At 58.4% G+C, this 13,046-nt stretch carries 14 protein-coding genes and 1 pseudogene; 9 read left to right on the top strand and 6 right to left on the bottom strand.

The features are described 5' to 3' along the window. Positions 1-63 precede the first annotated feature (63 nt). Entirely contained in the window at positions 64-804 is a 741-nt protein-coding gene (locus NBH12_RS03515) for a phosphoglyceromutase (RefSeq protein WP_052822104.1), read from the top strand. Positions 805-1,173: 369 nt separating this feature from the next. Here NBH12_RS03515 and phoU read toward each other — a convergent pair whose 3' ends face one another. Continuing rightward, positions 1,174-1,848 carry a phosphate signaling complex protein PhoU gene (gene phoU / locus NBH12_RS03510; protein WP_003829968.1) on the bottom strand — a complete coding sequence of 225 codons (675 nt, stop codon included), beginning with the start codon at positions 1,846-1,848 and terminating at the stop codon, positions 1,174-1,176. A 191-nt stretch (positions 1,849-2,039) separates the two neighbouring features. On the opposite strand from phoU, the gene NBH12_RS03505 reads away from it, so the two are divergent. Continuing rightward, positions 2,040-3,233 (top strand): sensor histidine kinase, encoded by a 1,194-nt coding sequence (locus NBH12_RS03505; RefSeq protein ID WP_250819180.1) that lies wholly within the window; start codon positions 2,040-2,042, stop codon positions 3,231-3,233. On the opposite strand, the gene NBH12_RS03500 is transcribed toward NBH12_RS03505, so the two are convergent. Both NBH12_RS03500 and serC read right to left on the bottom strand, forming a co-directional pair. Beyond that, positions 3,234-3,488, bottom strand: a complete 255-nt coding sequence (locus NBH12_RS03500) for a hypothetical protein (RefSeq protein ID WP_003829971.1) — start codon at positions 3,486-3,488, stop codon at positions 3,234-3,236. A 94-nt stretch (positions 3,489-3,582) separates the two neighbouring features. Beyond that, a complete protein-coding gene (gene serC, locus NBH12_RS03495; protein ID WP_052822103.1) occupies positions 3,583-4,719 on the bottom strand; it encodes a phosphoserine transaminase in 1,137 nt (378 codons plus the stop codon). A 253-nt stretch (positions 4,720-4,972) separates the two neighbouring features. On the opposite strand from serC, the gene NBH12_RS03490 reads away from it, so the two are divergent. The 4 genes from NBH12_RS03490 to NBH12_RS03475 all read left to right on the top strand — a co-directional run bounded on the left by NBH12_RS03490 (position 4,973) and on the right by NBH12_RS03475 (position 8,914). Beyond that, the gene (locus NBH12_RS03490) at positions 4,973-5,932 is read left to right on the top strand and encodes a CHAP domain-containing protein (protein WP_052822102.1); all 960 of its coding nucleotides are present in this window, start codon (positions 4,973-4,975) and stop codon (positions 5,930-5,932) included. A 101-nt stretch (positions 5,933-6,033) separates the two neighbouring features. Next, positions 6,034-6,771 carry an NlpC/P60 family protein gene (locus NBH12_RS03485; protein ID WP_003829978.1) on the top strand — a complete coding sequence of 246 codons (738 nt, stop codon included), beginning with the start codon at positions 6,034-6,036 and terminating at the stop codon, positions 6,769-6,771. A gap of 159 nt (positions 6,772-6,930) precedes the next feature. Beyond that, positions 6,931-7,656 carry a C40 family peptidase gene (locus NBH12_RS03480; RefSeq protein ID WP_052822101.1) on the top strand — a complete coding sequence of 242 codons (726 nt, stop codon included), beginning with the start codon at positions 6,931-6,933 and terminating at the stop codon, positions 7,654-7,656. Between the two features lie 220 nt (positions 7,657-7,876). Beyond that, on the top strand, positions 7,877-8,914 hold the full coding sequence (locus NBH12_RS03475; RefSeq protein WP_032738308.1) for a universal stress protein: 1,038 nt from the start codon (positions 7,877-7,879) through the stop codon (positions 8,912-8,914). A gap of 144 nt (positions 8,915-9,058) precedes the next feature. On the opposite strand, the gene NBH12_RS03470 is transcribed toward NBH12_RS03475, so the two are convergent. Then, entirely contained in the window at positions 9,059-9,472 is a 414-nt protein-coding gene (locus NBH12_RS03470; RefSeq protein WP_003829986.1) for an OsmC family protein, read from the bottom strand. Between the two features lie 204 nt (positions 9,473-9,676). Here NBH12_RS03470 and NBH12_RS03465 point away from each other — a divergent pair, with 204 nt between their 5' ends. The 3 genes from NBH12_RS03465 to NBH12_RS03455 all read left to right on the top strand — a co-directional run bounded on the left by NBH12_RS03465 (position 9,677) and on the right by NBH12_RS03455 (position 11,891). Then, positions 9,677-10,477 (top strand): thymidylate synthase, encoded by an 801-nt coding sequence (locus tag NBH12_RS03465; protein ID WP_015439172.1) that lies wholly within the window; start codon positions 9,677-9,679, stop codon positions 10,475-10,477. A 117-nt stretch (positions 10,478-10,594) separates the two neighbouring features. Then, the gene (locus tag NBH12_RS03460) at positions 10,595-11,257 is read left to right on the top strand and encodes a dihydrofolate reductase (protein ID WP_052822100.1); all 663 of its coding nucleotides are present in this window, start codon (positions 10,595-10,597) and stop codon (positions 11,255-11,257) included. Positions 11,258-11,372: 115 nt separating this feature from the next. Further along, positions 11,373-11,891 (top strand): low molecular weight protein-tyrosine-phosphatase, encoded by a 519-nt coding sequence (locus NBH12_RS03455; protein WP_025222076.1) that lies wholly within the window; start codon positions 11,373-11,375, stop codon positions 11,889-11,891. A gap of 92 nt (positions 11,892-11,983) precedes the next feature. On the opposite strand, the pseudogene NBH12_RS10930 reads toward NBH12_RS03455, so the two are convergent. Beyond that, positions 11,984-12,076 (bottom strand): annotated as a pseudogene (locus tag NBH12_RS10930) (branched-chain amino acid ABC transporter permease); the annotation flags it as partial. 323 nt (positions 12,077-12,399) lie between these two features. Beyond that, entirely contained in the window at positions 12,400-13,035 is a 636-nt protein-coding gene (locus NBH12_RS03445; protein WP_003832853.1) for an ABC transporter ATP-binding protein, read from the bottom strand. Positions 13,036-13,046 lie beyond the last annotated feature (11 nt).

The following is a 13,046-nucleotide window of genomic DNA, read 5'->3' as shown; positions in this document are numbered from 1 at the left end:
TTGAGATGAAATATCTAAGACGGATACTCGTGTTTGGCGGCATACGGCTGTAGACTGAACCGTATGACTTATAAATTAGTACTGCTCCGTCATGGACAGAGCGCATGGAATAAAACCAACCAGTTCACCGGCTGGGTCGACGTACCGTTGACCGAGCAGGGTGAAGCCGAAGCCAAGCGTGGCGGCGAGCTGCTCAAGGAGAAGAACGTCCTTCCGGACATCGTGTTCACCTCCCTGCTGCGTCGCGCCATCAACACCGCCAACATCGCTCTGGATGCCGCAGATCGCCTGTGGATTCCGGTTCAGCGTGATTGGCGTCTCAACGAGCGTCACTACGGCGCTCTGCAGGGCAAGAACAAGACCGAGATTCGCGAAGAGTACGGTGACGAGAAGTTCATGCTGTGGCGCCGTTCCTACGCCACTCCGCCGCCCGAGATCGACCCGAACGACCAGTACGCCCAGAATAACGACCCGCGCTACGCCGGCGATCCGGTTCCGGAAGCCGAGTGCCTGGCCAACGTTGTTGAGCGTGTGAAGCCGTACTTCGAGTCCGCCATCGAGCCGGAGCTGCGCGCTGGTAAGACCGTGCTGATTGCTGCTCACGGCAACAGCCTGCGTGCCATCGTCAAGATGCTGGACAACCTGTCCGAGGATGAGATCGCCAAGGTCAACATCCCGACCGCTATCCCGCTGCTCTACGAGCTGGACGAGAACTTCAAGCCGATCAGGCCGCGTGGTGAGTATCTGGACCCGGAGGCTGCCGCCGCCGGTGCCGCCGCTGTCGCTGCTCAGGGCCAGAAGTGAGCCTAAGCCGCTAATACGGTAAGCATTAGGGGAGTCGCACAATTATCGTGCGACTCCCTTTTGCTATGCCGAAACAAGTTTCAAACGGTTTGTGCCGCTCCACCACGAAGCGAACTCCCCACCGCGAGGTGAAATACCCACGACGTTGTGAAATGCCCACCACGTGGTGTCCCAAAACGGCGGAATTCCGCGAAATGCAAAATTCGGCTGACATCGTGGTGGGAGATTCACTACGTGGTGAGACATTTGCTACGTGGTGGATATGCCGGTGCACCGCCTAAAAGCAACAAAAAAACGGCGTCCAGCCGTAGCCGGATCGCCGCTTTTCGGGCATCCTCCTCAAGCCACAGGAGGATAAGTGTTCAATTATCAGTCGATGTCGGTGCCTTCGTCGCGGGTCGGCTCCTTGGTGGGGTCGAAGCCGGAGACGATGTAGACCACACGGCGGGCGGCGGACACGGCGTGATCGCCGAGGCGCTCCAGGAAGCGGCCCAGCAGCACGATGTCTACGGTCTGCTGACGAGTGATCTCGTCGGACAGCGCCAGGTCGAAGGTCCGGTGATGCAGCTCGTCCAGCTTGTCATCGGCCAGAATGATGGCCTCAGCGGTCTTGGCATCGCGGTCGGTGAGCATGGCCACCAGCTGATCGGCGGTGTTGTCCAGGAACGCGACCATGTCGGCAAATACCGGTTGAGCGGATTCCGGGATTGCGGCAGCCGGGTACGTGCGGCGTGCGGCTTCGGCCACGTGACGGGCCAAATCGCCCATACGCTCGAATGTGGAGGCCAGACGCATGGTGGAAACCACCACGCGCAGATCGGTGGCCACCGGATTCTGCTTGGCGAGCAGCTTCACGCACTGGTCGAGAACGGAGGACTCCAAAGCATCGATTTCGATGTCGCCATCAATCACGGTTTGAGCGGCTTCAACGTCCTGATTCAGCAGAGCATCCCCAGCTCCTTTGATCGCTTTGCGCACATCTTGCGCCATGCGGTCGAGGTCATCGGCAACCTGCTTCAGCTCCTCGTTAAAAATAACGCGCATTTCTCCAGCCTTTCATGCTTCTCGTTGTGCAACCTGTACCAGTGTATTATTCCAGCATTCCGTTCCTACTTCAATGTAGATAATGGCAACCTCAAGTTGTTCTACTGTTCATTGGGTTGTTCACCCGAAATTCATGTTATCGGCGTGCCGGTCGCACGTGAATGCCGCCGCACGTGTGGAACAATGAAAGTATGACATCGATGCCGTTTCCTGTTGTGGCTGCCCTCATTGTTGCGGCCGTTGTGTTGCTGGTACTAGTCGTTGTACTGGTGGTGGGATTCGTGACGCATCGCATTTCCTTGGATTCCCCGCTCATCGACGATGACGAGGATGACGACCTGTGCGACGATACCGCGGCCTTGCTCTCCATGCTGCCGACCACATCCATAGTGATTGATGACAATGATGATGTGGTGCGTTGCTCTCCGTCCGCCTACCGATTGGGTGTGGTCTCGGACGATGCCATTGCGGAGCAAGAGGTATTAAATGCCGTGCATGAGGTGCGGCAAACCGGCGGCAAACGTCAGTTCGATTTGACCACCGCCACTCCCGAACGGTACGACAGCGCCGAGAACAGAATCAATCATGTAGAGACACGATCGGTGCATCGACCGAACTGGCTGAAAGTTACTGTGGGGCGCATTAATGAGCATTTCATCGTGGTGTTGATTGCCGATGTAAGTGAGGCGATTCGGTTCTCCCAGGTGCGTGATTCATTCATTACGAACGTGTCTGAACAGTTGCTCGGCCCCACTGATGCCCTGGCCAAGCTTGCTGATTCTTTGGAGGCGGGAAACCTTGATGAGCGACAGGTGATGGACGATGCACGGCAGGTGAAATCCAGCTGCAGCAAGCTCAACCACATGGTATCTGATTTGCTGCTGCTGATCCGTGCGCAGGAGCCTATTACGCCGTCTTCGGCCAACCGACTGAATGTGATGGGACAATTGCGGCAAGTGGCCGAACGTCTCGAACCTCTGGCTGCCCAGTCCAAAGTCCAGCTCAATGTCGCCGGCGATGAAGACTTGGTGATCAACGGCGAGACCGACCAGATCGACAGTGCCGTGACCAAGCTTATGGAAAACGCCATCGGATACTCTCCGGCGAATGGCACGGTGAGTGTGTCCGCGGTCAAATCCAGGGATGGAGAGCAGGCGGTAATCCGAGTCATCGACCAAGGCGTGGGCATTGCCAAGAAAGACCAAGCTCGTATCTTCGAGCGGTTCTATCGTGGCTCCTCGCAGAGCGAACGTACTGCGGATGGCGTTGGCTTGGGTCTGGCCATTGTCAAGCATGTGGCGCTGACGCATCACGGTGACGTATCCGTATGGAGTGCGCCGGGACAGGGCAGCACGTTCAGTCTGACACTGCCGTTGGCCCAATGATCATTGACCGAGACGGCGGTAGTCCCAGCGGTCGAAGTGTTCCCAAATCAGCAGCAGCACGCCGATAATCACGCCAGCAGCGCACATGATGACCAGCGGAAGGGTGCTGTGATTAAACGCCAGTAGAATCAGGGCGATGACCAGCGCCACAGCCCACAGGCCCGTACCCATGCCAAATGCCTTACGCAAATCCACTCGCACGGGTTTGGGTGCGGGTTTGCGGACGGCTGGGTCGATAATGGGCGCGAACTTCATACTCAACGACAATAGTAAACAGGAACGTCAAAAAAGGAGAGGGGCTATACATGCCCCTCTCCTGTACGTCGATGAATCGCTGGATACGATTGCGCTACATATGCTCGACCACATAGTCAATGCATGCGGTCAGAGCAGTGACGTCAGACGGTTCCACAGACGGGAACACGCCGACACGCAGCTGGTTGCGCCCCAGCTTGCGGTATCCGGCGCAGTCGACGATGCCGTTCTCTCGCAGAATGGCAAGCACCTGACTTGCCGGAACCTGCTCGTCCAGATCAATAGTGGCCACTGCGCTCGAGCGTGCTTCCGGATCGGAGACGAACGGCTGTGCATAGTCGGAACGCTCGGCCCAGGAGTACAGAATGGAAGCGGACTTGGCACAACGAGCGGTGGCCCAGTCGAGCCCGCCGTTGTTGTTCAGCCAGCGCACCTGATTCTCCATCATGATGAGTGTGGCCACGGCCGGCGTGTTCAGCGTCTGATCCTTGCGGGAATTGTTGAGTGCGCTGGTCAATGAGAGGAACGGAGGCACCCAGCGGCGTGCGCCTTCGAGGTGTGCGCTGGACTCAACACCTGCCGCACGGTCGATGGCGGCGGGAGAGAGCGCTGCCACCCACAGGCCGCCATCGGAGCCGAAGGCCTTCTGCGGGGAGAAGTAATAGACGTCGGTCTGGCTGATATCCACCGGCAGGGCGCCTGCCGCACTGGTGCCGTCAATAACGGTCAACGCGCCAGCTTCCAAGCTTTCCGGCACACGGCGAATCGGCGCTGCAACGCCGGTGGAGGTCTCATTGTGGGCCCAGCAGTAGGTGTCCACGCCCTCGGTGAGCTCAGGCAGACGATAGGTGCCGGGCTCGCCGGCGAACAACATCGGATCCTCAAGGAATGGTGCGTTGGCTGCGGAGGCGGCGAACTTCGCGCTGAACGAGCCGTACGTGCCGAATGCGGCGCGGCGGGTAATCAACGATGCGCAGGCGATTTCCCAGAACGCACTGGCACCACCATTGCCCAAGGCGATTTCATAGCCTTCCGGCAGGTGGAAGAATTCGGTGAGTCCTTCGCGAATCGAGCCGACCAATTGCTTGACTGGAGTCTGGCGATGCGAAGTACCGAGCAGCGTGGTGGCGCCGGCGTCGAGCGCGGCGATTTGCTCCGTGCGAATCTTGCTGGGGCCAGAGCCGAAACGGCCGTCACTGGGTTTAAGCGATGCGGGAATGTTCACTGTCATGATTCCAAGGGTAGCCAGAGTGGGGGAGCTGTGTCATAACTTTTCCGATAAACGGATGAACAATAGGCGGTAAACGGTTGGAATGAAGCACTTTTCCGGTGATTTCAGGACACGAAGTAAAACGTTTGACGCATCCGAAGTGTAGGTTATGCGTTTGGGCGTTGGCCCCAGTTCGTTGTACAGTAGCAAATTGTGACGGAACGGTGACGCCCATATCAGGTGCCCGTGAGCCCATCCAAGGAGTTTTTACAGTATGAAGCATGCTTCGCACAAAGCGGCCAAGGTCTCGCGCCAGCAGTTCAGCTTAGCGAAGGTATTTTTTGCCTCCGGTAAAGGGTCCCATCGTGCTCGCGCCGTTCGTGCCATGCAGGCTGCCGGCAGCGATGCCGCCGTGCTGGGTCTTGATCCCGCGGTAGCTGAGAAGATTAACGAAATCGCTCCGCAGACCCGTCGTTCTATTCGTCAGGCCGCCCGCGCGGCTGAACGTCGCAGCCATATTCTTGCTTCTGCCTCTCTGGCAGCTTTGGCCGGCACTGCCGCCACTGCAATGGCTTTTGCCAACACTGAAGAGAATTCCCCGGTGCTTGCCGATGCGGCCACTACGACTACGCAGATTAAGCGCGTCACCGATGTGAGCTCCGCTTCCCGTTCCGAGGCCCGTACCGATTTGAATGAATCCGCGGCCAATGCCACGCAGTCCTCCAACGAGGGCGGCTGGGGCCTGAGCAACTCGGACAGCTCGTTGAATACCGACTTGATGAACCACAACACCGCCAACAACCCGGTGGTTGCCGCGTGGATGGACGGGGATCAGTCGGTGCTGCCTGCTGGTTTCAATCCGAACCATGCTGTAGGCAGGAGCGCGTCAAACACTTACCCGTGGGGTCAGTGCACGTGGTACGCCTATCAGCGCCGCACCGAGCTGGGTCTGCCGGTTGGTGGCAGCTTCGGTAACGGTGGTCAGTGGGCCTCCAGCGCCAGCGCGCTGGGCTACTGGGTGGACAGCACGCCTCGCCATGTGGGCGACGTCGTGGTGTTCCAGCCCGGCCAGCAAGGCGCTGATTCCTACTATGGGCATGTCGCCGTGGTCGAGAAGATCAACGCCGATGGTTCCATCGAGATATCCGAATCCAATGTGAAGGGTTTGGGTGTTATCTCCTCGCGTTCGTTCACTGCTGCTGAGGCTGGCTCGCTGCAGTACATTCATTACTGATCTGGCGCATTCGGCACGCCGAAGAAATCCAATGTTCCCAATGGGAGCAGACGGCATCGCATTTTGGGCCATTAACCGGCACGGTGTAAGGTGAAGGATTTATGAAGGCAAAATCAGCACTTTCTTCTGTTTTCGCGTCCTGTGTGGCGGTGGCGTGTCTGTTTGCTGTTGTTCCCGCAGCCTCCGCCGATGAAGGCACAGTGACCTCTACGAAGTCGTTCCCGTCCTACTCGCAGGTTCGTCGTAACCTGACCGCCGAAGCTACTTCCACCTCCACTGATGACAATTCCAGCTGGGGTGATGTGGAAAGCTTGAATGTGCCACAGACGCAGTCTCCGGCCGAAAAAGAAGCCGCAGCTCGTAAGGCCGCCGAAGAGCAGGCCGCTAAGGAGCAGGACGCCGCTCAAGCGGCTCAGGCTCAATCCGCTGCAGCCAGCCGTAGCCAGGCTCGTACTTCGTTGAGCTATGCCGATACCGGTGCCGGTGTTTCCGCTGGTGCTGCGGCATCCGTTGATCGTGCGTACTCCTTGATCGGCAGTGCGATGGACTGCACCGCTCTGGTGTCTGCCGCGCTGGCTGCCCGTGGTATCAGCTTCCATGGATGGCCGGAACAGTATGCCAATGTTCCCGGTGGCTATGTGGTGACCGATGGTTCGCTGCAGCCGGGCGATATCCTGATTTACAAGTACACCAACGGTACCAATGGCGGCGCTCACTATGATCATGTTGGTCTTTATGTGGGAGGCGGCAAAGCCATTCACGGTGGTTGGACCGGCGGCGTTGTGGCGCTTGCCGGCACGTTGCCTAATCGCCTGACCATGGTGGTGCGCATTCCGTAAGCGCCAAAGGCTTTATACATCGACTCCGATTGCGTCAGCGTCGGAGTCGATTGCGTTATAGGGCTGATTGATGCTTCGGCGTGTTGCCTATGAGACCAGTCGGTTGATGCTGTGCTCGACTGGTGAAGATTGCCCCGGGTGTGTTACAGTTCCGTGTTGATGATGAATGCTAAACACATTGCTTCTACATTGGTGACGATTGCGGCCGCTGCCGCAATGTTCGCCTGTGTGGCGCCAACGGTCAACGCTGCCGATACGGGCACTGCTGTGGTGTCTTCTCGCTCTTTCCCGAAAGTGACGACGGTCAAGAAGAACATTCTTGCCGAATCGACTGCCACCTCCACTGATGACAATTCCAGTTGGGGTGATGTGGAAAGCCTTGATGTGCCGCAGACGCAGTCTCAGGCTGAAAAGGATGCCGCCGCCCGTAAGGCCGCCGAAGAGCAGGCCGCCGCTCAGGCCCAGGCATCGCAGACCCAGGCCGCGAGCCGTTCGACACAACGTGCCGCGATTCCGCAGGTTGATTTAGGCGGCGCCACTGGTTCCGGTGCTGATGTGGCCCGCTTTGCTTCCCAATTCAGCGGCTATCCCTATGTGTATGGCGGCAACACTCCCTCTGGTTGGGATTGCTCCGGTTTTGTGCAGTACGTATACGCGCAATTCGGTATCTCCCTGCCGCACTCCTCCGGCGCACAAGCCGGTGTGGGCACTGCTGTCGGTAGTCTCGCACAAGCGCAGCCGGGCGATATCGTTGCCAATGGCACTCATGCAGCTATTTATATCGGCAATGGTCTGGTCATGAACGCACTGTCTCCTGGCTTGGGAACGCAGGTGACCAGCACTTCCGTGTTCTCCGGCGGATACTCCATTCGCCGCGTTCTGTAGCTCGCATTGCTCTTATGAAGCGCGTCCCTTGGGGCGCGCTTTTTGCGTTTTTACCAGCGCTGTATGGAGTGGGGAGAAGTATTCCACGGCAAAGCGAGACATGTCCAGCAAAATTCCGTGTTGTTCTTTTTCGGCTGAGTTTGCCAGCAAATCCGAGTGTCGCGGGGTATTGTTGAAAGTACGCGATATTACATATCGCAATAACTTCAAGGAGGTCGTCATGATTAACGACAAGGCCATTCTCGTCGGTGTTGACGGGTCGCATGCCAGCTATAAGGCAACATGGTGGGCCGCGAATTATGCCAAGCATGCCGGACTCACGTTGCAGATTGTCTGCGCGTATTCCCTGCCGAGCTATGCTGCTGTATCGTTCGATGCCACATATACGGCGATGGGGGATGACAACGCCGCGCATTCCGATGCTCAGGAGATTCTGTCCAAGGCCAAGGCCATCGCAGATGAGCAGGGTGTGGAAGCTGCCACACTAATCGTCACGGGCGATCCCGCTTCGGTGTTCGTCGAACTATCGCGCAACTACAACCTCATCGTTATCGGCAACCGCGGCAAGGGAGGCTTGGCTGAGCGTCTGCTGGGCACCACGTCTTCGTCGCTGCCGGCATACGCATACTGCCCGATTGTGGTGGTTCCGTACACCGATGATGACGGCAACCTGATGCACTTGAACAACACCATCACCAAGGTGGCTGTCGGTTCCGACGAATCCAAGTGGGGTCTGAAAGCTCTGGAGATCGCCGCCGACTTTGCTGCCGTCTGGGGCGCAGAGCTGGATGTGATGTCCGCTGTGCCGAACCTGAAGGGCGTTGACGGCGAAGACGCGGTCATGGAATCCTACAAGGAAGACCTTGAGGTGCGTATCAAGCCCCTGCAGGAGGCCCATCCTGACCTGAAGATCAATAAGCAGATCGTCTCCGGTCCGGCCGTCAGTGCGTTGACCAAGGCCAGCTTCGACCATGATGTAGTGGTTGTAGGCTCTCGTGGACGCGGTGGCTTCACCGGTCTGCTGCTGGGTTCCACCAGTCAGGGACTGCTGCAGCATGCAGCCGGACCGGTGTATGTGGTGCCGCGCAAGTATGTGGAGGCTGCTGAGTCTCGTCTCGACACCGTGCCGAGCTCGCCTGCTGATGTGCCCACCAAGTCGTTGGAGGAGATTGCCGGCGTCGAGGAGATTCCGGTGACCAAGGCCGAGCCCGAGGTGGCCAAGAAGATCGAGGAAACCATCGATCCTGATCGGCAGTAAGTCTCAATACGGAAAGAGGCTCCCAATGGGAGCCTCTTCGTTTTTTCTACCTTCGTTCAACTGCCGTCTCTCTCAGGCTTCGCCTACAGACAGCTCACTGGGCTGTCTGTAGGCGAAGCCTGAGAGAGGGGAGCCAAGTAAGTCTCAGTGCTTGACGGTGACGCTCATGCGCACCGGGGTTTCCTGCACGTATGTGTGCTTGACCGTGCAGCCCTTGTCGATGTGACGGGTGACGCGCTCCTTGAGCTTGTCGGCGTCCTCATCGCTCAAGCCTGCGTCGGAAGCATCGATCACCACTTGCTCGTCAAAGCCGGTGTAGGCGTCGCCGTCGGCGTCATAGGTGCCATCCACCACAATCTTGGCGCCCTTGCCTTCACCCAGCGTGTGTTCGATGGCGAACTGGCTGGACAGTGCCGCGCAACCAGCCAGCGCGACCTTCATCAGATCACCCGGCGTGAACTGGCCGCGATCCTTGCCGAACTTGATGTGCGCGCCGTCATCGCTGAACGCATCCCATGAACCGTCCTTGTTGCGCTCAACCCACAGTCGCTTACCCATGGCTATCCTCTTTCATTTCATCCGTCGGCGAACTGGCTCTATCGACCGATACCGGCGGGGAAGCACGGTTCGTGACCGGTGCTCCCGTTTATGTGGACGTCTCTATTATGCCTCTAAGCTACACTGGTGCGTATGGCTTTGACCGAAGAACAACTTGCAGATATCCGTTCCCGTATTCCTGCGCGCCCCCAAACCGACATTCCCATGCCGTATGAGAATCTGGTACGCAAGATTCTGACCGAAGGCACGCTGAAGTCCGATCGCACCGGAACCGGTACGATTTCCCTGTTCGGGCAGCAAATGCGTTTCGACTTGTCCCAGTATTTCCCACTGCTGACCACCAAAACGGTGTTCTTCAAAGGGCTGGCCTACGAGCTGCTGTGGTTCCTCAAGGGCTCTTCGAATATCAATTGGCTGCTGGAGCATAACGTCCACATCTGGGATGAATGGGCGGATGAGAACGGCGATTTGGGCCCGGTCTACGGCGTGCAGTGGCGTTCCTGGCCGGCTCCCACTCCTGAGGATCCGAACCGCACCATCGACCAGATTTCCAATGTGCTTGATCTGATCAAGAATCATCCCGATTCCCGCCGTATGGTCGTCTCCGCGTGGAACCCGGCCGAGGTGGAGAAGATGGCGTTGCCTCCCTGCCATGCGCTGTTCCAGTTCTACGTGGCCAATGGCAAGCTCTCCTGCCAGCTGTACCAGCGTTCCTGTGACATGTTCCTTGGCGTGCCGTTCAATATCGCTTCCTACTCGTTGCTGACCATGATGATGGCCCAGCAGGCTGGTCTTGAACCTGGCGAATTCGTCTGGACCGGTGGTGACTGCCACGTCTACGACAACCATGTCGACCAGTTCCTGGAGCAGCTGAGCCGAGACCCGTACCCTTACCCGACCATTGAAATCCGCAAGGCTGATTCCTTGTTCGATTACCAGTATGAGGACTTCACCATCGTCGGATACCAGCATCACCCCACCATCAAGGCGCCTGTTGCTGTCTGATATTGTCTGACCAGGCATTGTCCGCAGGGCATAAAACTTGGGCCGTGAACGCGGCCCGAGTCTGCGCTGTCCACTACACTAAGGCCCAGTTCCGCAATCCAAAAGGAGTACAGCGAAATGGAGCATGACAGTAGCCGTAGCGGCTATCACGAACCCGAGCCCGGATCTGCCGGGCTGTCTGCCACTGAAGAAGACTGGGGCGATGATTTCCCAAAGACTTTCTCGGTGAATCTTATTTGGGCTCAGGCCCGCGACAAGGAAGGTCGCGCTGGCGCCATCGGGCTCAACGGCGGTATGCCTTGGCATTGTGCTGAAGACATGAAGCATTTCAAGGAGCTGACCGTCTCTCATCCGGTGATTATGGGCCGTAAGACCTGGGAATCGCTTGGTGTGAAGTACCGTCCGTTGCCCAACCGTGACAACATTGTGATTTCCCATGATCCGATGTATCGTGCGCCGGGGGCGACCGTGGTCACCGGCCTTGATGATGCGCTTGATCTGGCTCGTCAGGAGGCGATTCCGGATGACGGTCTGGATCGTTCTGAGATTTGGGTCATCGGAGGTGCACAGCTGTTCTTCGAGGCGCTGCCGTTTGCGGATAAGGCCTATGTGACCGATCTTGACGCCACTGTGGATGCCGATGCCTATGCTCCGGATGTCGAATCGCTGGTTGAAGCAGGGCTTTGGCATGAAGCTGAAGCAGGGGAGTGGCTCACGCCCGCGAAGGACGAGCCCGGCATCGCCGCGTACCGTTTCCGCATCTTGCGCAAGACCAAGTGATGCAGCGGCCTCGTTGACGGTTGATGGTTCGGTCGCCTGACGAGGTTCTGCATATTACTCACCGTGTGATAATCCGTACTGGCCGGTGATGGCCCCGATTAAGAATGAGACCGTGATGACTGACACTCAGCCCTATACCGTAATGACCGTTTGCACCGGCAATATCTGCCGTTCCCCCATGGGAGAGATTATCTTGCGCCACTTCTTCAATGAGCGCGGACTGGGCGATCAGGTGGATGTGGAGTCCAGTGGTGTTTCCGATGAGGAATGGAGCCATCCGATTGACCCGCGTGCCGTGCGCGTGCTGCGCGAGCGTGGATATGGCGACGAGATCCCGCGCGATCATTTTGCTCATCGCATCTCCCGCGAGGAAATCGAGCGTACCGACTTGTTCCTGCCGATGACCGCCTCGCATATGCACTCGCTGCTGCGCATGCTGCCTGCCGGCAAGCGTGCCGAAGTGCATATGTACCGCAGCTTCGATCCGAACCTGCCCAAGCCGAAGCCTGGACGTGAGGATCAGATTGACTTGGTCGACCCGTGGTACGGCGGACAGCATGAGTTCGAGGTCGCGATTGACCAGATCGAGGAAGTCGCGCCCTATATCGTTGACTGGGTGGCCCAACAATTGTGAGTTTTTGGCTCCCCTCTCTGAGGGGAGCTGTCCGCGTAGCGGACTGAGGGGAGTTCTCAGAACACCAGCTGCACCAGCAGCATGTACACGATTGTGCCGCTAAGAATGCCATAGGAGGCTCCAAGAAACAGGAATCCCAGGCAGATGGGGATGGTGAGCGGGAAGGCCGCTTTGAGAGCCGGCAGCCAGCGGTTGGTGTTGCGTGTGGGTGTCGTGACCGAGTGGCCATCGGATGATCCATGCGACGACGTGAATCGGGTGCCGTCGTGTGCCATGCTGGTTGTTTCTCTCTCTATGCCGGCCACGCCGGGCACTTCATCATTCATCACTGGCATGGTTCCACTATCACGCACATTATGGCGCAGAACGAATACGGCACCCCGGCAACGCGAGTGGGTCGCCGGGGTGCCGGGGTGCCGGAGCGCGGGGTGCCAGAATGCCGAAGGGCCGGGATACCGGAACGCCGAAATGCCGAAGCGGTGTATGGGTGCCGCCCGGCCCAGGCGGGTCACGCCCGGGCCAGTTTCTTGCTCCTGAGACGCAGCACGACATCGGCGGAGTCGGCGACGCGCTTGGAATGCGTCACCACGATCACGCATTTGCCGAGCTGATGGGCGGCGTGCTGCAGCAGATGAATCACCTCGTCGGTCATCTCCGGGTCGAGGCTGCCCGTCGGCTCGTCCGCGAGGATCGCGCGGCCCGGTGCGACCAGCGCACGGCCGACCGCCACCCGTTGACGCTGGCCGCCCGACAGGTGCATGATGTTGCGCTTGGATTCCTCACGGCTCAAACCCAGTTCCTCGAGGATCTTCATATCAGCCTTGGCGCTGACCAGCCGCAGGTTCTCTTCGGGGGTGAGGTAGTCGATCAGGTTATGGTCCTGGAACACCAGGGACACGTGCTCCCGACGGTGCTTCGCATAGCCCGATGCGGCGATGTCCTCCCCTTCGAAGCGGACCACTCCCCGGGAGGGGGCGTCCAGGCCGGCCAGCAGCGCCAGCAGCGTGCTCTTGCCGGCACCGGACGGGCCGGTGATCGCATACATCTTCCCGGATTCGAAATCCGCGCTGACATCCGAAAGAACAAGGATCTTCGCCGCGCCGTAAGCGTAATCGACATGGTCCAGTTGCAGACAGTTAGACATGATTGGTGACT

This window comes from Bifidobacterium sp. M3-N-101 (genome assembly GCF_023656805.1).
GTDB classification, from domain to species: domain Bacteria; phylum Actinomycetota; class Actinomycetes; order Actinomycetales; family Bifidobacteriaceae; genus Bifidobacterium; species Bifidobacterium breve.
The sequence above is the reverse complement of the archived record's forward strand: the minus strand, read 5'-3'. Positions and strand labels throughout refer to the sequence as shown.

What these genes read in the sequence shown, in the direction of transcription:
- NBH12_RS03500 (WP_003829971.1), bottom strand. Translation starts at nt 3,488, where the DNA reads ATGAAGTTCGCGCCCATTATCGACCCAGCCGTCCGCAAACCCGCACCC.
- NBH12_RS03455 (WP_025222076.1), top strand. Translation starts at nt 11,373, where the DNA reads ATGACTGACACTCAGCCCTATACCGTAATGACCGTTTGCACCGGCAAT.
- NBH12_RS03445 (WP_003832853.1), bottom strand. Translation starts at nt 13,035, where the DNA reads ATGTCTAACTGTCTGCAACTGGACCATGTCGATTACGCTTACGGCGCG.
- NBH12_RS03480 (WP_052822101.1), top strand. Translation starts at nt 6,931, where the DNA reads ATGATGAATGCTAAACACATTGCTTCTACATTGGTGACGATTGCGGCC.
- NBH12_RS03490 (WP_052822102.1), top strand. Translation starts at nt 4,973, where the DNA reads ATGAAGCATGCTTCGCACAAAGCGGCCAAGGTCTCGCGCCAGCAGTTC.
- NBH12_RS03515 (WP_052822104.1), top strand. Translation starts at nt 64, where the DNA reads ATGACTTATAAATTAGTACTGCTCCGTCATGGACAGAGCGCATGGAAT.
- NBH12_RS03460 (WP_052822100.1), top strand. Translation starts at nt 10,595, where the DNA reads ATGGAGCATGACAGTAGCCGTAGCGGCTATCACGAACCCGAGCCCGGA.
- NBH12_RS03505 (WP_250819180.1), top strand. Translation starts at nt 2,040, where the DNA reads ATGACATCGATGCCGTTTCCTGTTGTGGCTGCCCTCATTGTTGCGGCC.
- NBH12_RS03475 (WP_032738308.1), top strand. Translation starts at nt 7,877, where the DNA reads ATGATTAACGACAAGGCCATTCTCGTCGGTGTTGACGGGTCGCATGCC.
- NBH12_RS03465 (WP_015439172.1), top strand. Translation starts at nt 9,677, where the DNA reads ATGCCGTATGAGAATCTGGTACGCAAGATTCTGACCGAAGGCACGCTG.
- phoU (WP_003829968.1), bottom strand. Translation starts at nt 1,848, where the DNA reads ATGCGCGTTATTTTTAACGAGGAGCTGAAGCAGGTTGCCGATGACCTC.
- NBH12_RS03485 (WP_003829978.1), top strand. Translation starts at nt 6,034, where the DNA reads ATGAAGGCAAAATCAGCACTTTCTTCTGTTTTCGCGTCCTGTGTGGCG.
- NBH12_RS03470 (WP_003829986.1), bottom strand. Translation starts at nt 9,472, where the DNA reads ATGGGTAAGCGACTGTGGGTTGAGCGCAACAAGGACGGTTCATGGGAT.
- serC (WP_052822103.1), bottom strand. Translation starts at nt 4,719, where the DNA reads ATGACAGTGAACATTCCCGCATCGCTTAAACCCAGTGACGGCCGTTTC.